This window comes from Streptomyces sp. NPDC048479 (genome assembly GCF_040651435.1).
Lineage (GTDB): Bacteria > Actinomycetota > Actinomycetes > Streptomycetales > Streptomycetaceae > Streptomyces.
The window spans coordinates 53,934-72,621 of record NZ_JBEZKA010000009.1 but is presented as its reverse complement, the minus strand read 5'-3'; the positions used below and the strand labels follow the sequence as shown (position 1 = coordinate 72,621).

The window sequence follows — 18,688 nt, the reverse complement described above, 5'->3', positions numbered from 1 at the left end:
ATGGGTGCCGCGGGCGTCCCACCCGGCATGGGGATGATCACGCACCGAATACGTCAGCTGCTCCGCTTCGGCCTGTTGCAGGCCCGCTGCTGCGCCTTCGCCGTCGCGCTCGTCGGCGGCATCGCCGTCTCGGGCCTACTGCCCGCACTGCCCGTCGCGCGCTACGACCTCGTCCTGATCTACGGGATCCTGCTCGCGGTGGCGGCCAGGAAGCTCGGCTGGGACAGTGCACGCGACACGGCTGTGATCACCGGCTGCCATCTCATCGGGCTGCTCTTCGAACTGGTCAAGGTGCGGATGGGGTCCTGGAGTTATCCGGAGGAGGCGCTGACGAAGGTCGCGGGAGTGCCGCTGTACGGCGGCTTTCTCTACGCTGCCGTGGGCAGCTATGTCTGCCGCGCCTGGCACTTGTTCGAACTGCGCCTGGACGGCTACCGTCCCCGGATCATGGCGGTGCTCGCCGGTGCCGTCTATCTGAACTTCTTCAGCCATCACTGGCTGCCCGACCTCCGCTGGGCGCTGGCCGCGACGCTGCTGTTGGCGACCGCCGGGACCTGGGTGCACTACCGGGTGGGGGCGCGGGAGCACCGTATGCCGCTCGCTCTGTCGTTCGTTCTCATCGGGTTCTTCCTCTGGGTCGCGGAGAACATCGCGACGTACGCGGGCGCCTGGCGCTATCCGGACCAGCTGAGCGGCTGGCAGCCGGTGTCCGTGGCGAAGTTCGGGGCATGGGCGCTGCTGATCACCGTCACCTTCGTGCTGGCGGCCGGGCAGCGCCGCGCGGCACCCCGATTGTCATAGGCGGGCAGTACGGTCCAGTCATGGCAGCCAGAATCGATTTGACCCTCGACTGCACGGACGCGCAGCTGCTCGCGGAGTTCTGGAAGCTGGCGCTGGGGTATGTGGACGAGCCCCCGCCCGCTCCGTTCAAGACCCGCGAGGAGTGGCTCGCGCAGTTCGACCTGCCGGACGACGACTCCGAGGACGACGGGGCGTGGCTGTGCGATCCCGACGGCGTCGGCCCCCGGCTCTCCATCCTCAAGGTCCCCGAGCCGAAGACGGCGAAGAACCGGCTCCATATCGACATCCGGGTGCCGGGCCACGGCAGTCCCGATGAGCGGTGGGCCAGGATCCGGGCCGAGTCCGAACGGCTGGTGAAGGCGGGCGGGACGGTCCGGGAGGAGGTCGACGGGCACCACATCGTGATGGCCGATCCGGAGGGCAATGAGTTCTGCGTCGCCGCGGGCCAGGCCTAGGGATCCGGCCGAAGGACCCGCCGAAGGACAGGTCCCGGTGCCAGGACTCGTCCGACTGGTCCTCGATGAGCGGCGTGTCGGGGCTGCACGAGAACGCGTTGTTGACCAGGACGTCGAGGGTACCGAAGCGTTCGGCGGCGTACGCGACGGCCGCCTCGACCGCCGTACGGTCGCTCACGTCGCAGCCGAAGGAGTCGGCCCCGGGAATGGACCCGGCCGTCTTCGCGGCGTGTTCCGCGTCCACGTCGGTGACCAGGACACGGGCGCCTTCGCGAGGCAAGCCGACGGGCGCCCGGGGATGGACCCGGCCGTCTTCGCGGCGTGTTCCGCGTCCACGTCGGTGACCAGGACGCGGGCGCCCTCGGAGGCAAGCCGACGGGCGGTCGCCTCACCGATACCGCGCGCCGCGCCCGTGATCAGTACGCCGTAACCCTCGAAACGTGTCATAGCGCTGCTCATAGCGCTGAACGTACCGCCCTGATCAGCGCCTGGGCCCGCGGATCGGCCGTAACTCCCCTGCGCATGCCGTTGGTTACGTAGCCGAGCGCGATACCCGACTCCGGGTCGGCGAAGCCGAGCGAGCCACCGCGCCCCGGGTGGCCGAAGGAGCTGGGGCCGAGCAGGGGGCAGGCCGGGCCGTGCAGCATGAAGCCGAGGCCGAAGCGGGTGGCCACGACCAGAACGCGGTCCGGGCCGACGGACTCCTCGGTGCGGGCGAGGGTCACGGTGGCCGGGGCGAAGAGCCGTGGTCCGCCGTCGACCACACCGATCGTCGCCGCGTAGAAGCGGGCGAGTGCGCGGGCGGTGGATATGCCGTTGGATGCGGGGAGTTCGGCGGCGCGGTACAGCGGGTCGTTCTCGTCCGGCAGCGGGTCGATCACTCCGAAGGCGCGGCGGCTGAGCGACTCGGGGTTGGCGTAGGCCTCGGAGACCGCGCGCTTGGGGCGCAGTTTGAGGCCGCCGCCGTCCGCCGTGGGCGGCTCGTCGACGGCGCCGATCCGGCCGACCCGGTGGGCCTCCTCCTGCGGCAGCCCGATCCAGAAGTCCAGGCCGAGCGGGCGGGCGATCTCCTCGGCGACCCAGCGGCCGATGGTCCTGCCGGTGACCCGGCGCACCAGTTCGCCGAGCAGCCAGCTGTAGGTCTGCGCGTGGTAGCCGTGCTCCGTGCCGGGCTCCCAGGCGGGGCGCTGTGCGGCGAGCGCGGCCGGGCCGCTCGCGCCGTCCGCGGCCTCGGCCGGGGTGAGCGGGCGGTCGAGGACGGGCAGCCCGGCGCGGTGCGAGAGGAGCTGGCGTACGACCACGCGCTCCTTGCCGGCCGCCTTGAACTCCGGCCAGTACGTGCCGACCGGGGCGTCCAGGTCGATCTGGCCGCGCTGGTGGAGCAGGAGCACCACGGCCGCCGCGACGCCCTTGGTGGCGGAGCGGACGACCTGTGCGGTGTCCACGGCCCACGGCGCACGACCGTCCACATCGCGGCTGCCCGCCCACAGATCGACGACCTTGCGCCCGTCCCGGTAGACGGCGACGGCCGCGCCGCGCTCGCCGCGCTGCTCGAAGTTGCGTATGAAGGCGTCGTGAACCGGCTCGAAGCCTTCTGCCACCGTGCCCCGGACGTCCGCCGCGCCTGCTCTCCCGCTGCCGCTCATCCCCCCATGGTGCAGGGTGGTCCGGACCACCCGACTCGCGGGTCGGCTCAGCACGGACCGGTCGGCTCAGCACGGACCGGGCAGGGTCAGCACGGACCGGTCGGCTCAGCACGGACCGGGCAGGGTCAGCTCAGCATGATCGAGACGTCGATGTTGCCGCGGGTCGCGTTGGAGTACGGGCAGACCTGGTGCGCCGCCGTCACCAGGTCTGCGGCGAGCTCCTGGTCGACCAGCGGCAGCGAGACATTGAGCGCGACCGCGAGCCCGTACCCCTGTGCTTCGTTGGGGCCGATCCCCACCTTCGCGGCGACCGTGGAGCCGGTCAGGTCCACGCCCGCCCTGCGGCCGACCAGGACGAGTGCGTTGTGGAAACAGGAGCTGTAGCCGGCTGCGAAGAGCTGCTCCGGATTGGTGCCCCGACCGTCGCCGCCGAGCGCCCGCGGCATCGCGACGCGCAGCTCGAGCTGCCCGTCATGGCTGGTCACATAGCCGTCGCGGCCGCCGTGCGCGGTGGCCTCCGCCACGTACATGATCTTTGTCGGCCGGGTGTCGGCGCGGTCGCCCACTGTGCGTCCCCGAGTCGGTGGCAAAGCGATAAGTACATTGCGCACAATGTATCGAAGGGGATTGACGCGGTATTACTCGGGGGTAGCCGGATCCGTCGCCACCGCGACCCGCCGTGTCAGCTCGTGCAGTTCACCGCGCAGCCGCGCGATCTCCGGCGCCTCGAGACCGGTGCTCAGCAGCAGCCGGGCCGGCACCCGCTCGGCGCGCGAACGCAGCGCCTCGCCCTGGTCGGTGAGCACCAGCCGTACCGAACGCTCGTCGGCGGCCGAGCGTTCGCGCCGTACCAGACCCGCCGCCTCCAGCCGCTTGAGCAGCGGCGAGAGAGTGCCGTAGTCGAGCCGCAGCGCGGCCCCGAGCTCCTTGACCGGGATCTCCCCCCGCTCCCACAGCACCAGCATCGTCAGGTATTGCGGGTAGGTCAGGCCCAGTTCGTCGAGGAGCGGTCGGTAGACGGCCGTCACCGCGCGCTGGGCCGCGTACAGCGCGAAGCACAGCTGGTCGTCAAGGAGCAGCGATGCCGCCGCCGTTCCGCTCGTTTCCTCGTTCACGAGCCCATTGTCACGGACTTCGGGTCGAAACCGAACGGGAGCTCCAGGCGGTGCGCCCGCATCAGCTCCTCGTCGCCCAGCAGGTCCTGCGTACGCCCGTCCGCCGCGATCACGCCTTCGCTGAGGATCACCGAGCGCGGGCAGAGCTCCAGCGCATACGGAAGGTCGTGCGTGACCATCAGTACGGTGACGTCCAACGACCGCAGGATGTCGGCCAGTTCGCGGCGCGAGGCCGGGTCGAGGTTGGACGAGGGCTCGTCGAGGACCAGGATCTCCGGCTCCATCGCCAGCACCGTGGCGACCGCGACACGGCGGCGCTGGCCGAAGGAGAGATGGTGCGGCGGCCGGTCCGCGAACGGGGCCATGCCGACCTGCGTCAGGGCCGAGACGACCCGGGCCTCCAGCTCCGCACCGCGCATACCCGCCGCCGCGGGGCCGAAGGCCACGTCCTCGCGGACCGTCGGCATGAACAGCTGGTCGTCCGGGTCCTGGAAGACGATGCCGACCCGGCGGCGGATCTCGGCAAGGTTCGCCTTGGCGACCGGCAGGCCCGCGACCGACACCGAGCCCACGCCGCCCGCCAGGATGCCGTTGAGATGCAGCACGAGCGTGGTCTTGCCCGCGCCGTTGGGGCCGAGCAGGGCGACGCGCTCGCCGCGTCCGACCGTGAGGTCGACGCCGAACAGGGCCTGGTGGCCGTCGGGGTAGGCGTAGGCGAGGCCGGAGACTTCCAAGGACAAGGACGACGCGGAGGACGTGGACGACGTGGAGGACGTGGACGACGTGGACGACGTGGACGACGTGGACGACGTGGACGACAAGGGCGCGGTCATAGGGTCCAGCCAAGCAGACAGACCGCGAGGGCGGTCAGCGGGAGTGCGGCGGCACCGGTCCACTGCGCACGGGTCGCGGTCAACTCGTCGATGACCGGCATGGTCCCGGCGTATCCCCGGCTCACCATCGCCAGATGGACCCGCTCGCCACGCTCGTAGGAGCGGATGAAGAGCGCGCCCGCGGACTTGCCGAGAACGCCCCAGTGGCGCACGCCGCGCGCCTCGAACCCGCGTGACCTGCGCGCGATCGACATACGGCGCATCTCGTCGGTGATGACATCGCCGTAACGGATCATGAAGGACGCGATCTGGACTAGCATCGGCGGCAGCTTGAGCCGCTGCAGGCCGAGCAGCAGGGAGCGCAGCTCGGTCGTCGAGGCCAGGATCACGGAGGCGGCGACGCCGAGCGTGCCCTTGGCGAGGACGTTCCAGGCGCCCCACAGGCCGGGGACGCTCAGCGAGATGCCGAGTACGGACACCTGCTCGCCCGGGACCACGAACGGCATGAGGACCGCGAAGGCCACGAACGGGATCTCGATGAGCAGCCGGCGCAGCAGAAATCCGGCGGGGATACGCGCCAGGGCCGCGACCGCGGCGAGCAGCACCGCGTACAGCCCGAAGGCCCAGACCGCCTCGCGCGGCGTGGAGACCACCACCAGCACGAAGCAGAAGACGGCGGCGAGCTTGCAGTGCGGAGGCAGGTCGTGGACCGGGGAGTGCCCGTGCCGGTAGAGCTTGTGCGTGTGGCCCGCGCCCATGTCAGACGGATTCCGGTACGTGGGTGGGCGCGGCGTCCGTCGTGTGGCGGCGGCGCACGGACCAGAAGATGCCGGTGCCCGCGACGACCGTGACGCCGACGCCGATCACGCCCGCCAGGCCGCCCGAGATCCGGGCGTCGGCGATGTCCTTGACGCCGTAGTCGGCGAGCGGGGAGTCCTTGGCCGCGTGCTCCTCGACGTTCTTGTCGATGCCCTTGTCGGCGGCGACCTTCTCCAGGCCGTCGGGGCTGGCGGAGGCGTAGAAGGAGACAAAGCCCGCGAGGACGAGGGCGGTGACCAGGCCGGTCGCCCAGACCGCGCGCGGCGACCGGGCGGCGACCGGGACCGGTCGGGCGGCGGGGGCGTCGACCAGCTCGCCGCCGACGCGCAGCTTCAGCGGAGCGGATAGGCCCCGGGCTCCGTACACCAGGTCCGGGCGTACGGCGATGACGGCGCCGACCGTCAGCATGGTGATCACGGCCTCGCCGATGCCGATCAGGACATGGACGCCGACCATCGCGGTCAGCACCTTGCCGACGGGGACGTCGGTGGTCCCGCCGATCGCGTAGATCGCGGTGAAGACGCAGGCCGCGGCCGGTACGGAGATCAGCGCGGCGGCGAAGGAGGCGACCGTGACCGAGCGGCGCTTCCGCGGCAGCACCTTGACCAGGCCGCGGAAGAGCGCGTAGGCGACGACGACCGTGACCACGCCCATGACGGTGATGTTCACGCCGAGCGCGGTGAGGCCGCCGTCCGCGAAGAGGATGCCCTGCATCAGCAGGACGACGGATATACAGAGCACACCTGTGTACGGACCGACCAGGATGGCCGCGAGCGCGCCGCCGAGCAGATGCCCGCTGGTGCCGGCCGCGACGGGGAAGTTCAGCATCTGTACGGCGAAGGTGAAGGCGGCGACCAGGCCGGCCAGCGGCGCGGTGCGCTCGTCCAGCTCACGGCGGGCGCCGCGCAGGCTGATCGCGACGGCACCGGCGGCAACGACTCCGGCGGCCACCGACACAGGTGCGTTGATGAATCCGTCGGGGACATGCATGGAGGACTCCGCTTCGGACAGATGAATAAGTGTTCAATGATAGTGCCCTATTGCACATGAGTTGCAAGAGCGGGTCTGTCACAAATGAACTAGCGCCTTCGGCCCAAAATATGGGACATTAGAGGGCATATCGGGCGAGTGTGAGGAGCCGGCCAATGACCCTAGCCGTCGAAGATCATGCACGGGCCCGAATCGTCACCGATGCTCCGCAGTTCCGCTCCGTCCGCGTCGCACTGCGCTACGACCCTGTGGAGAACCCGGATGCGGTGTGCTTCGCCTTCCCCAGCGGCCGCGACTGGGCCTTCCCCCGCGCGCTGCTGGAAACGGGGCTCCGCTCACCCGCCCGCCTCGGCGACATCGAGGTCTGGCCCTGCGGCCGGGTCCAGACGATAGTGGAGTTCCATACCCCGGACGGCGTAGCGGTGGTGCAGTTCGACACCACATCGCTCATCCGCTTCCTGCGGCACACATACGCGGTGGCCTCACCCGCCACCACAGCATGACGGGGACGGCCACCGGGTTCCGCGGCGGCCCCCGTCCCCACGGTGCCGACGCGCTGCCGGGGACGCACGCTCCGCTCAAGCGGCGCCCCCGGGGCTTTGCGCTCTCTGAGAGAGCCTGATCAGACGCGCGCCAACGCGCGCTCCTCGTCCGGGTCCTCGGGACTGTCGGCGAGCTCCTTGTGCAGCTTCTCGCCCTCCACGTCCACATTGGGCAGCACCCGGTCCAGCCAGCGCGGCAGCCACCACGCCTTGTGGCCGAGCAGCGCGAGCACCGCGGGCACGATCGCCATCCGGACCACGAAGGCGTCGAAGAGCACCGCGATCGCGAGACCGAAGCCGATCATCTTCACCATCTGCTCGCTGGAGCCGATGAAGCCCGAGAAGACCGCCATCATGATCACCGCGGCGGCGGTGACCACCCGGGCCCCGTGCTTGAAGCCGGTGACGATCGCCTCGCCGGGCCGCTCCCCGTGGACGTACGCCTCACGCATCCGCGTGACCAGGAAGACCTCGTAGTCCATGGCGAGACCGAAGACGACGCCCACCATGAAGATCGGCATCATCGACATGATCGGGCCGGTCTGCTCGACGCCGAAGAGCGAGCCGAGCCAGCCCCACTGGAAGACGGCGACGACCGCGCCCAGCGCCGCGACGACGGAGAGCAGGAAGCCGAGTGCCGCCTTCAGCGGTACCAGCACCGAGCGGAAGACCACCATCAGCAGCAGGAAGGCGAGACCGACGACGAGTGCGAGATAGGGCACCAGCGCGTCGTTCATCTTCTGCGAGAAGTCGATGTTCATCGCGGTGGCGCCGGTGACCAGCACGTCGTCGCCGCTGCCGGCCCGGATGGAGTGGACGAGGTCCTCGGTCTCGACCGAGGACGGCCGGTCCTTCGGTACGACCGTGACCATCGCGGTGTCGCCGGCCTTGTTGAACGCCGGCGGGGTGACGGCCACGACGCCGTCGAGGCCCTTGATCTCCTTGACCGTACGGTCGGCCGCGGCCTTGTCGCCGTCGACGACGACCAGCAGCGGACCGTTGAAGCCGGGGCCGAAGCCGTCGGACAGCAGGTCGTACGCCTTGCGCTGGGTGGTGCTGACCGGCTGCGCACCGTCGTCCGGCAGACCCATCTCCAGCGACGCGGCCGGTACGGCCATGGCGCCGAGGCCCACGACACCGACCAGCAGCACGGCGACCGGCCGACGGATCACGAAGCGCGCCCAGCGGGTGCCCATGTTCGGCTTGTCGCCGGCCGGCCGGCCCTTGCGCGCCTTGCGGCCGAGTACCTGCTTGCCCGCGAAGCCGAGCAGCGCCGGGATGAGGGTGAGCGCGATGAGGACCGCGATCACGACCGTGCCGGCCGCGGCGAAGCCCATCTTGGTGAGCATCGGGATATTGACGACGGCGAGGCCGACGAGCGCGATGACCACGGTCAGGCCCGCGAAGACGACCGCGGAGCCCGCGGTGCCGACGGCCCTGCCTGCCGCCTCCTCGCGTTCGCGGCCCTCGGCCAGCTCGGCGCGGTAGCGGGAGACGATGAAGAGCGCGTAGTCGATGCCGACCGCGAGGCCGATCATCGTCGCCAGCGTGGAGGTGGTGGAGCCCAGGTCCAGGACATTCGCCAGCGCGGTGATCGTGGAGATCCCGATGCCGACGCCGATGATCGCGGTGAGCAGCGGAAGTCCGGCGGCGACCAGCGAGCCGAAGGTGATCACAAGCACCACCGCGGCGATGCCGACGCCGACGATCTCGCCGGCCCCGTTCTCCGGGACGGTCTGCAGCGCGTCGCCGCCGATCTCCACGGTCAGCCCGGCGTCACGCGCCTCGGTGCCGGTGTCCTCGAGCGCCTTACGGGTCTCCTTGGTCAGCTCCATCGAGCTGACCTTGTACGAGACCGACACGTACGCCGTCCTGCCGTCCTTGGAGACCGCCTTGACGCTGTACGGGTCGGTGACGGAGGCGATCTGGCCGGAGCCGGACTTCAGCTCCGCGACCGCCTTGTTCACCTCGGCCTTGTTGGCCGGCTCGGTCATCTTCCGGCCGTCGGGCGCCTGGAAGACGACGCGGGCGGTCGCGCCGTCGGGGCTGGCCCCGGGGAAGCGCTCTTCCAGCAGATCGAAGGCCTTCTGCGCCTCCGTGCCCGGTATGGAGAAGGACGAGGAGGTGGCGGTGGACGCGGAGGCCGCGGCGACCCCGGCGAGTGTCAGCAGCGCCACCCACAACAGGGCGACGAGGCGGCGGCGCCGGAAGGCGGACCGCCCGAGTTTGTAGAGAAACGTGGCCACGAGGGCGTACTCCCGTTTAGTGGGGTGAACAGGGCATGGGGAGCCGGCCCGACGACGAGAGCGGCGCGCGTCAGGAAGGTGGAGCCGGTGGTGCGGGGAGGTCTGTGGCTCAGACGCCGAGGGCGGGGAAGAACACGGCGTCGAGGTAGTCGGTGAGGAAGGTCCGGTCGGGGGTCCGGTCCTCGATCAGCTGCCGGGCGACGAAAGCGCCGACCAGCATGTGCGGGACGAAGTCGAGTGCGGGGTTGTCCACCCTGACCTCGCCCCGTTCCACGGCCCGCCGCAACAGCGTGTCGAGTCCGGTGATCTCGGGCTCGATCAGCAGTTCCCGCAGGGCCTGGTGGAGATCGGGGTTTCCGTGGATGGCCTGGGCCAGACCCCGCATCAGCGCGGAGTCCTTCTCCATCTGACAGTCGTCGGTGCGGTCCAGCATCGCCTGGAAGTCACCACGCAGGGTGCCGGTGTCGATATCGGCGACGCTCACCGGCTTGTTGTGCCGCAGCGCCCTGGCCACCAGCTCCGGCTTGCTCCGCCACTGCCGGTAGAGCGTGGCCTTGCTGGACCGGGTCCTGGCGGCGACGGCGTCCATCGTCAGGGCGTCGTAGCCGACTTCGCGCAACAGGTCGAGGACGGCTTCGTACAGCTCCGCCTCGCGCTCAGGCGTGAGCCGGGTGCGCGTCATGGCCGACCTCCTGTCACACGCGAACGAAACGGTTTCGTACAGCTCGACCATAACCAAGCCCTTCAGCGAAACGAAATCGTTTCGCATGTGGTGTCGGTCACGATTCCGAAGAGGGTTCACCCCCTCCCACAAGTTGCCGCACCCACCCGGCACGGAAAGCATTGAAGGGTGAGTGACGACGTCGCGTATCTCCGTTTCCCGCATCTGCACGACGACTTGCTGTGCTTCGCCGCCGAGGACGATCTCTGGGTCGCGCCCCTGGTGCCGGAAGGGCACAGGCCGGAACGGTCCTGGCGGCTCACCGTCGACCGAACCAGAGTCGGTCATCCGCGCTTCTCCCCGGACGGCCGCCATATCGCGTACACGACCTGGCGCAGCCTCGACCCGGAGATCCATCTCGCACCGGTCGCCGGCGGACCGGCCAGCCGGCTGACCTACTGGGGCTCCGCCGACACCCGCGTCTGCGGCTGGGACCCGGACGGCAACATCCTGGCCGTCTCCTCGCACAGCCAGCCCTTCTCCTACTTCTCCTGGGCCTACAAGGTGGCCACCGACGGCTCCCCCGGCCGACGGCTCCCCTGGGGCCCGGTCTCCGACCTCCAGGTCGCGGACATCGAGGAAGAGCACCGCTCGCTGCTCCTCACCGGCAAGCCGCCGCACGAACCGGCCGCCTGGAAGCGGTACCGGGGCGGAGCGACGGGCCGACTGTGGCTGCACGGCAAGCGGCTGCTCGCCGACCTCAACGGCCATCTGGACTGTCCGATGTTCGTCTCGGGGCGGATCGCTTTCCTCTCCGACCACGAAGGCGTCGGCAATCTCTACTCCTGCCTGCCCGACGGATCCGATCTCGTGCGCCACACCGACCATGACGCCTTCTATGCGCGGCACGCCTCGAGCGACGGTCGCAGAGTCGTCTACCAGTGCGCGGGCGAACTGTGGATCGCCGACGATCTGACGGACCCGGGCGCGGTGCCGCGCAAGCTTGAGGTACGGCTCGGCGGCCCGCGCGCCGGACGCCGCAGCTACCAGGTGCCGGCCGCCAGCCACGTCGACGCGATCTCGGTCGACGAGACAGGACGGGCCAGCGCCGTCAACGTACGCGGCAGCCTGTACTGGCTCACGCACCGCGACGGTCCCGCCCGCACGATCGCGGACACCCCAGGCGTACGGGTACGGATGCCGGAGATGCTCGGCAGCGCGGGCCAGGTCGCCTATGTCACGGACGCGGACGGTGCCGACGCCATCGAGATCTCGTATCTGCCACGGGCGAGCGGGGGCCGGGAGCCGCGGCGGCTGGCCTCCGGTGAGTTGGGCCGCGTCCACGAGCTGGTGTCGGACCCCCTCGGTGAGCGGATCGCGATCGCCTCGCACGACGGGCGGCTGCTGCTGATCGACGCCACGGAGGAGTCCGGGGGCAGCTCCACGGCCGAAGGCTCCGGGGACACCCCGCCGGCCGAGGGCTCCGGAGAGGGAGAGACCTCCCCGGCCGAGAGCTCCGGCGGCGGAGCGGTGACGGAGCTGATCCACTCCACCAACGGGCCGGTGCGGGACCTGTCGTTCTCACCGGACGGTGCGTGGCTGACCTGGTCGCACCCGGGCATCGGCCGCTCGCTGCGGCAGATCAAGATGGCCCGGATCACCGACCGTACGATCGTCGACGTCACCAACGGCCGCTTCGAGGACGAGAATCCGGTCTTCACCAGGGACGGCCGCTATCTCGCCTTCCTCTCCTGGCGGGGCTTCGACCCGGTGTACGACGTGCACACCGGGGACCTGTCCTTCCCGCTGGGCTGCCGCCCCTATCTCGTACCGCTGTCCTCCGCGACGCCGTCGCCGTTCGCGCTGTCGCCGGACGGGCGGCCCGCGGCCGGCGGACTCGACCCGCTGGTCGACTCCGAGGACAGTACGGCGGTGATGGTCGAGATCGAGGGCCTGGAGAGCCGGGTGACGCCCTTCCCCGTGACGGCCTCCAAGTACTCCGCGCTCCATCCTGTCAGCGGTGGCGGACTTGTCTGGCTGCGCTGGCCGATCTCGGGCGCGCTCGGCGAGACCTTCGCCAATCCGGCGGACACCTCCGGACGTCCCACGCTCGAGCACTTCGACATCATCAAGGCCCGCAAGACCGAACTGGTCGGCCATCTCGACTGGTTCGCGGTGAGCGGCGACGGCAGCAGGCTGGTGGTCGTGGACGAAAGTGAGCTGCGGGCCGTCCCGGCCATGGAGCCGGGCGACAGCGATTCGACGGTCTATCTGGACCTGCGCCGGATCCTGCACGATGTCGATCCGCCGTCCGAATGGCGCCAGGCGTACGGCGAGGCGGGCCGCATCATCCGCGCGTACTTCTGGGAGCCGGGGATGTGCGGCATCGACTGGGACGCGGTGCTGGAGCAGTACCGTCCGCTGGTCGAACGGGTCGCCTCGCCCGACGAGTTCGCGGATCTGCTGCGCGAGGTGCTCGGCGAGCTGGGTACGTCCCATGCGTACGTCTCGCCGGCCCGGCGGAACGAGGGGCCGCCGCACTACCAGCGGCCGATAGGTCTGCTGGGCGTGAATCTGGTCTGCCGGGACGGGAGTTGGATCCTCGCCCGGATCCTGCCCGGCGAATCGTCGGACTCCAAGGCGCGCTCCCCGCTGGCCGGTACGGGCATCCGCGAGGGCGCGATCCTCACGCATGTCGACGGCCGCCCGGTGGATCCGGTGGCCGGTCCGTACCCGATGCTCGCGGCGGCGGGCGGCACGACGGTCGAGCTGACCTTCCAGCCGCCGGAGGGCGAGGGTCCTTCGCGCCGGGTGGCGGTGATCCCGCTGGTGGACGAGCGGCCGCTGCGGTACCAGGACTGGGTGGCCAAACGCCGTGAGGTCGTACGGGAGTTGAGTGGCGGCAAATGCGGCTACCTGCACATCCCGGACATGGGCGGCTCAGGCTGGGCGCAGTTCAACCGCGATCTGCGCCTGGAGGTGTCCCGGCCGGCACTGATCGTGGATGTACGGGGCAATGCCGGCGGCCACATCAGCGAACTGGTGGTGGAGAAGCTGACCAGGAAGATCGTGGGCTGGGACCTGACGCGCAACGCCCAGCCCGTCTCGTACGCCTCCAATGCGCCGCGCGGTCCGATCGTCGCGCTGGCGGACGAGGCGACGTCCTCGGACGGCGACATGATCACGGCGGCGTTCAAACTCCTGGGCCTGGGCCCGGTGGTGGGCAGCCGGACCTGGGGCGGGGTGGTCGGCATGACGGGCCGCCACCGCCTGGTGGACGGCACGGTGATCACGGTCCCGATGAACGCGGCCTGGTTCAACGAGTACGACTGGTCGATCGAGAACCACGGCGTGGAGCCCGACCTGGACGCGCTGCGCACCCCACTGGACTGGGCGGAGGGCCGCCATGCCCAGATGGACGACGCGATCGGCCTCTGCCTTGACCTGCTGAAGACGCACCGCCCGGCGGAGCCTCCCGGCTACGAGAACGTCCCGGACCTGCGCCGCCCGAAGATCCCGCCACGGGGGGCGTGAGGGAGCGTTGAGCCTTGGGGTACGTGTGGCTCACCGCAACTGCACCGCGTACGCGGAAGGGGCGCACCCGTCGTCACGGGTGCGCCCCTCATCCGCGCGGCACAGCGCAAGCGCTCGCGTCAGATGTCGTAGTCCTGGTGGAACTTGTCCTCGGCGTCCTGCATGGCCTTACTGGTCATGTCCTCGTCCCGGCCACGCGAAATCCGCTCCGAGGATTCCTCCCGCGGCTGCGAACCACGCTGCGGCTGCGAACCACGCTCCGGCTGCGAACCACGCTGGGGCTGAGTACCACGCTGCGGCTGAGTACCACGCTCCGGCGCCTGGTCCTTCGCACCGCTCGTCTGTCGCTTCGCCTGCCGCTTCGTCTGCTTCGCCTGCTCTTCGAGCTTCGAGGCCTTGTCCTGGAACTGGTCCTTCATGCCCATGAAGATTCACTCCTAGAAGGGTGTGAGGGGGGTCGGGGGCTGTTACGCCCCCTGGGCCTCGACCAGCGTGGCACGCAAGAACATACCTCGCATTTCGATCAATAACGCTGTGTACGGGCCTCCTCGTCCGCCGCCCCGCCCGCCCCCACGAGGCCCTTCCCGACGCCCCCCAGCCGAGGCTCGAAGCGCCGCATCTCCCGCTGCCCCACCGCCCCGATCAGCGACGGCAGATAACCCCGCACCGACTGCATTCCCCGCAGCCACCACTGCGCGTACACATGCGAGGACCGTCGTTCGATCCCGGCCACGATCCGGTCCACCGCCGGGCCGAGCGGATACGTCTTGTTCGAGGGCCACGGCAGCCGCTGCCGCAGCTCCCGCATCACCTCGTCCTGGTCCGCGCCGCGCACCATGTCCGTGTCCGTCCAGGACAGATAACCGACCCCGACCCGCACACCCTTGTACCCGACCTCCGCGCGCAGGCTGTGCGCGAACGCCTCGACGCCCGACTTCGACGCGCAGTACGCCGTCATCATCGGTGCCGGCGTGATCGCCGCCAGCGACGCGATCTGCAGGAAGTAGCCTCGGCTCTCCACCAGCACAGGCAGGAACGCCCGGCCCGTGACCGCGCTCCCGATCAGATTGACCTCGATCACCCGCCGCCACGCGACCGGGTCCGAGTCGACGAACGGGCCGCCGGAGGCGACACCCGCGTTCGCGACGACGATGTCGACCTTTCCGAAGCGCGCCTTGACCTCCTCGGCGACCCGGGCCATCGCCTCGTGGTCGGTGACGTCCGCGTACCAGTGGTCGCTCTCGGTGTGCAGCCGCTCCGAGACCTCCTTCAGCACGTCGGGCTCCAGCCCCACCAGCGCCACCTTCGCGCCGCGCGCGGAGAGCTTGCGGGCCAGCAGCTCACCCACACCCCGCGCCGCGCCCGTGACGACCGCGACCTGTCCCTCCAGGCTGGTCCTGCTCATGCGGCCTCCTCCTTGGCATTCTGCTTCACGGTCGCCTTCGCGTTCACTATCGCGTTCCCGTCCCCGTTGGCGTTCGCGTTCACGTATGTACCGGCCAGCTCACGGATCTTCGCGGTGACCACCTCCGGCGCCTCCACCGGTGTCATATGTCCCATCCCGGCGAGCTCCACGAGTTCCACGCATTCGGGCAGCGCGGCGGCCAGCCGCCGCGCGTGCACGATCGGCGTGAGCCGGTCGGCCGTGCCGGACACCACCACCGTCGGCACCCTCAACTCCCGTACGCCCGCGTCGAGATCGAGCTCGGCGAGCACATGCGCCCAGGCCACCCGGGCCGCCCGCGGACAGGCGTGCACGATACGGGCGCACTCCGCCACCCGCTCCGGCGCCGAACCGGGGCCCATCGTCCCGTACTTGAGAATGCGCTTCGAGAGCGGTGTCACCGGGCCGAGCGGGGCGCGCGCCCCGAGGATCACCCGGGTGAGCCGGGTCCGGGTCCGGCCCGCGCGCAGCGGCAGCACCAGCGAGTCCTCGACCAGCCTCGCGCTGCCCGTGCTGCACAGCAGGACAGCGGCCGCGTGCTCCGTGAAGGCGGCCCGGCCCGACGCTGCCATCAGCGTCATCCCGCCCATGGAGTGCCCGGCGAGCACAGCCTTCTCCCCCGGAGCCAGTGCCGCTCCGAGTACCGCTTCCAGGTCGTCGGCGAGCAGATCCGTACCGACCGCGGCAGTCGGCGTACGGCCGTGACCGCGCTGGTCGTAGACGACCACCCGGTGATCCGCCGCCAAGTCCCGTATCTGCGCGGCCCAGAAGTGCGTCGAGCAGGTCCAGCCGTGGGCGAGCACCACGATGGGCGCGCCCTCGGGACCGTGCACCTCGACATGGAGCCGCGACCCGTCGGCGGAGACGGCGGTCAGTTCGTGATCGGCGACGGGAGGAGCGCCCGTACGCCGCAGCAGCCGGCTCATCGCACGGCCTCCGCGGACTCCACGGACTTCGCGGACTCCACGGACTTCGCGGACTCCACGGACTGCGCGGACTCCACAGCCTCGACGGCCGGCTCGGCGCCCACGGCCGGCTCGGCGTCCACTGCCGGCTCGGCGCCCACGGCCGGCTCGGCGCCCTTCGCGTACACCCGGACGACCTCGTACTCCGCGAGGTCCACCTCACGCGTCGCCCGCCGGAACTCTCCGGTCGTCCCCGGCCAGAGCGTGGTGTTACGGCCGTTGGCGTCCAGATACCAGCTGTTGCAGCCGCCGGACTTCCACACGGTCCGCTCCATCCGCTCCTGCACCCGCCGGTTCCAGGTGTGCACGGCGGACGGCTGGGCCGCGAGCGCCACGCGCCCACCCAGAACGTTCAACTGCCGCATGTAGTCGGCCAGATAGTTCAGCTGCGACTCGATCATCAGGATCATGGAGGAGTTCCCGAGCCCGGTGTTCGGGCCGATGATCGTCATCCAGTTGGGGAAGCCCGCCGCGGTGGCTCCGCGCAGTGACTCCATCCCGTCCTTCCACGCCTCGGCGAGCGTGATCCCGTCGGCGCCCACCACACGCTCGGCGATCGGCATGTCCGTCACACGGAAGCCCGTACCGAAGATGATCGCGTCGGCCTCGGTCTCGGTGCCGTCGGCCGCTACCAGCGTCGACCCGCGTACTTCCGCCAGCCCGGAGGCCACCACGTCCACATTCGGCTGAGCGAGGGCCGGGTAGTACTCGCTCGACAGCAGGATCCGCTTGCAGCCGATGCGGTACGAGGGCGTGAGCCTGGCCCGCAGCACCGGGTCCTTGATCGAGCGGCCCATGTTGCGCTTGGCGATCGACTCGATGAGACCGAGCTCGTTCGGCCGCTTGGTGAACGCGCTGACCTGCAGTTCCCTGATCCCCCAGAGCAGCCCGCGGCGCGCGGCGCCGGTGAACGGCAGCCGGCGGTGCAACCATCGCTCGGCACCGGTGATCGCGCGGTCCATGCGCGGCAGCACCCATGGCGGGGTCCGCTGAAACAGCGTCAGCTTTGCGGCCTCCGGCTGGATCGACGGCACGATCTGGATCGCCGACGCACCGGTCCCGATCATCGCGACGCGCTTGCCGCGCAGGTCGTATTCGTGGTCCCAGCGGGAGGAGTGGAAGACCTTGCCAGGGAAGTCGGCGAGACCCGGAATCTCCGGAATCTTCGGGTCCGACAGCGGCCCGGTCGCGGAGACCACGACATCGGCGGTCAGCGTCCCCTTCGAGGTCTCGATCTCCCAGCGCAGCTCGTCCTTGTCCCAGTGCATCATCAGCACTTCATGGTTGAGGCGGATGTGGGAGCGGAGCCGGAAGGTGTCCGCGACATGCTCCAGATAGGCACGGATGTGCTGCTGCCCGGAGAAAGTGCGCGGCCAGTCGGGGTTGGGCGCGAAGGAGAACGAGTAGAGGTGCGAGGGTACGTCGCAGGCGCACCCGGGATAGCTGTTGTCCCGCCAGGTCCCGCCGACCGAGTCCGCCCGCTCCAGGACGACGAAGTCGGTGATCCCCTCGCGGCGCAGCCGGACCGCGGCCCCCAGGCCGCCGAACCCGGATCCGATCACCGCCACTCGTACGTGCTCGTGCTGGCCCATGCCGCCGCCTCCCGCTGAACGTCACAACCCTGCCAGCGATCACTGGCACAGTTGGGAGAGTAGAGCAGCAACATACCCAGCGGTAGGGGTCGGGCCGGGCGAGTTACTGCCGGTACAACATAGGCTGACCGACGTGGCAGAAGGACGAGCAGGGCGCGAGTACCGCATGCAGGAGCTGGCCAAAGAGGCCGGCATCACGGTGCGCACGGTGCGCTTCTACCGCGAGCGCGGACTGATTCCGCCACCCCGCCGCGAGGGCCGTATCGCCTGGTACGACGAGCACCATCTGGCCCGGCTCCGTACGATCGCCGCGCTGCTGGAACGCGGCCACACGCTCAACGGCATCGCGGATCTCGCCACCGCCTTCGAGAGCGGACGCGACGTCGGCGAGGTGCTCGGCCTCGGCGAACCCACCGAGGAGACGCCGGTCAGGCTCAGCCCGGAAGAGCTCGCCGACTACTTCGAGGGCGAGGTCACTCCCGAGAACCTGGCCGCCGCGCTGGACCTCGGCTATCTGGCGACGGACGGCGACGAGATCGTCCACATCAGCCGCCGCCTGCTGGACGTCTCGGCGGCACTCGTACGGGAAGGCATACCGCTCGCCGTGGTCCTGGACGCGGGCCGCCGGGTCCGCACCCACGCGGACGCACTGGCCGAACTCTTCGTCGGGATGCTGAGCGCCCACACCCCGGAGGGCGGTGCGGACCGGCTGCGTCCGCTGGCGAAGAGCGTCGTGGACGCGGAGCTCTCGATGGCGATGGACCGCCTCCTGCGCAAGACACCCGACCGGTAGCGGCCGCAGGGGACGGCCCCGCCGGACCGGCGCCGCGGACGACAGCCGGTACGGCTCTAGCTCGCGCACCGCCACAGCCCGTGCGCCGGCCCCGCTCGGCACCGCCACAGCCCATGGACCGCTACCGCTCGTGCACCGCCACAGCCCATGGACCACTACCGCTCGTGCACCGCCACAGCCCATGGACCACTACCGCTCGTGCACCGCCACAGCCCATGGACCGCTACCGCTCGTGCACCGCCACAGCCCATG

17 protein-coding genes and 1 pseudogene are annotated in these 18,688 nt (G+C 70.3%); 5 read left to right on the top strand and 13 right to left on the bottom strand.

All coding sequences use genetic code 11. The features are described 5' to 3' along the window. Positions 1-33 precede the first annotated feature (33 nt). Positions 34-801, top strand: a complete 768-nt coding sequence (locus tag AB0D12_RS16360; protein ID WP_362682297.1) for a DUF817 domain-containing protein — start codon at positions 34-36, stop codon at positions 799-801. 20 nt (positions 802-821) lie between these two features. Beyond that, the gene (locus tag AB0D12_RS16355; protein ID WP_362682294.1) at positions 822-1,256 is read left to right on the top strand and encodes a VOC family protein; all 435 of its coding nucleotides are present in this window, start codon (positions 822-824) and stop codon (positions 1,254-1,256) included. 73 nt (positions 1,257-1,329) lie between these two features. Here AB0D12_RS16355 and AB0D12_RS16350 read toward each other — a convergent pair. From AB0D12_RS16350 to AB0D12_RS16320, 7 genes and pseudogenes are all read right to left on the bottom strand, one after another. Further along, a pseudogene (locus tag AB0D12_RS16350) lies at positions 1,330-1,703 on the bottom strand (SDR family NAD(P)-dependent oxidoreductase); the annotation flags it as partial. A gap of 8 nt (positions 1,704-1,711) precedes the next feature. Beyond that, positions 1,712-2,902, bottom strand: a complete 1,191-nt coding sequence (locus AB0D12_RS16345; RefSeq protein ID WP_362682291.1) for a serine hydrolase domain-containing protein — start codon at positions 2,900-2,902, stop codon at positions 1,712-1,714. 125 nt (positions 2,903-3,027) lie between these two features. Beyond that, complete coding sequence (locus tag AB0D12_RS16340; protein ID WP_362682748.1) at positions 3,028-3,432, bottom strand: organic hydroperoxide resistance protein; 405 nt, start codon at positions 3,430-3,432, stop codon at positions 3,028-3,030. 108 nt (positions 3,433-3,540) lie between these two features. Continuing rightward, a complete protein-coding gene (locus tag AB0D12_RS16335; protein WP_362682288.1) occupies positions 3,541-4,017 on the bottom strand; it encodes a MarR family transcriptional regulator in 477 nt (158 codons plus the stop codon). Then, a complete protein-coding gene (locus tag AB0D12_RS16330) occupies positions 4,014-4,850 on the bottom strand; it encodes an ABC transporter ATP-binding protein (RefSeq protein ID WP_362682285.1) in 837 nt (278 codons plus the stop codon). The genes AB0D12_RS16335 and AB0D12_RS16330 overlap by 4 nt, the downstream gene beginning before the upstream one ends. Continuing rightward, a complete protein-coding gene (cbiQ, locus tag AB0D12_RS16325; protein ID WP_362682282.1) occupies positions 4,847-5,608 on the bottom strand; it encodes a cobalt ECF transporter T component CbiQ in 762 nt (253 codons plus the stop codon). The genes AB0D12_RS16330 and cbiQ overlap by 4 nt, the downstream gene beginning before the upstream one ends. A 1-nt stretch (position 5,609) precedes the next feature. Next, entirely contained in the window at positions 5,610-6,659 is a 1,050-nt protein-coding gene (locus tag AB0D12_RS16320; protein ID WP_362682279.1) for an energy-coupling factor ABC transporter permease, read from the bottom strand. Positions 6,660-6,814: 155 nt separating this feature from the next. Between AB0D12_RS16320 and AB0D12_RS16315 the strand changes: the two genes are divergently transcribed. Next, complete coding sequence (locus AB0D12_RS16315; protein WP_362682276.1) at positions 6,815-7,162, top strand: SsgA family sporulation/cell division regulator; 348 nt, start codon at positions 6,815-6,817, stop codon at positions 7,160-7,162. Positions 7,163-7,281: 119 nt separating this feature from the next. On the opposite strand, the gene AB0D12_RS16310 is transcribed toward AB0D12_RS16315, so the two are convergent. Together AB0D12_RS16310 and AB0D12_RS16305 are read right to left on the bottom strand one after the other, a co-directional pair. Continuing rightward, a complete protein-coding gene (locus tag AB0D12_RS16310; RefSeq protein WP_362682273.1) occupies positions 7,282-9,447 on the bottom strand; it encodes an MMPL family transporter in 2,166 nt (721 codons plus the stop codon). A gap of 109 nt (positions 9,448-9,556) precedes the next feature. Next, positions 9,557-10,129 (bottom strand): TetR/AcrR family transcriptional regulator, encoded by a 573-nt coding sequence (locus tag AB0D12_RS16305; protein ID WP_327324154.1) that lies wholly within the window; start codon positions 10,127-10,129, stop codon positions 9,557-9,559. 168 nt (positions 10,130-10,297) lie between these two features. On the opposite strand from AB0D12_RS16305, the gene AB0D12_RS16300 reads away from it, so the two are divergent. Further along, positions 10,298-13,642: a S41 family peptidase gene (locus AB0D12_RS16300; RefSeq protein WP_362682270.1), complete on the top strand. Its 3,345-nt coding sequence runs from the start codon at positions 10,298-10,300 to the stop codon at positions 13,640-13,642. A gap of 119 nt (positions 13,643-13,761) precedes the next feature. Here AB0D12_RS16300 and AB0D12_RS16295 read toward each other — a convergent pair whose 3' ends face one another. The 4 genes from AB0D12_RS16295 to AB0D12_RS16280 form a co-directional block, all read right to left on the bottom strand. Further along, entirely contained in the window at positions 13,762-14,067 is a 306-nt protein-coding gene (locus tag AB0D12_RS16295; RefSeq protein WP_362682267.1) for a hypothetical protein, read from the bottom strand. A gap of 98 nt (positions 14,068-14,165) precedes the next feature. Next, positions 14,166-15,047 carry an SDR family oxidoreductase gene (locus tag AB0D12_RS16290; RefSeq protein WP_362682264.1) on the bottom strand — a complete coding sequence of 294 codons (882 nt, stop codon included), beginning with the start codon at positions 15,045-15,047 and terminating at the stop codon, positions 14,166-14,168. Then, on the bottom strand, positions 15,044-16,012 hold the full coding sequence (locus AB0D12_RS16285) for an alpha/beta hydrolase (protein ID WP_362682261.1): 969 nt from the start codon (positions 16,010-16,012) through the stop codon (positions 15,044-15,046). The genes AB0D12_RS16290 and AB0D12_RS16285 overlap by 4 nt, the downstream gene beginning before the upstream one ends. Continuing rightward, complete coding sequence (locus AB0D12_RS16280; RefSeq protein WP_362682258.1) at positions 16,009-17,643, bottom strand: NAD(P)/FAD-dependent oxidoreductase; 1,635 nt, start codon at positions 17,641-17,643, stop codon at positions 16,009-16,011. Before AB0D12_RS16280 ends, AB0D12_RS16285 begins: the two co-directional genes overlap by 4 nt. A gap of 166 nt (positions 17,644-17,809) precedes the next feature. On the opposite strand from AB0D12_RS16280, the gene AB0D12_RS16275 reads away from it, so the two are divergent. Beyond that, positions 17,810-18,436, top strand: coding sequence for a MerR family transcriptional regulator (locus AB0D12_RS16275; RefSeq protein WP_362682745.1), 627 nt, complete (start codon positions 17,810-17,812; stop codon positions 18,434-18,436). The last annotated feature ends 252 nt before the right edge of the window (positions 18,437-18,688 follow it).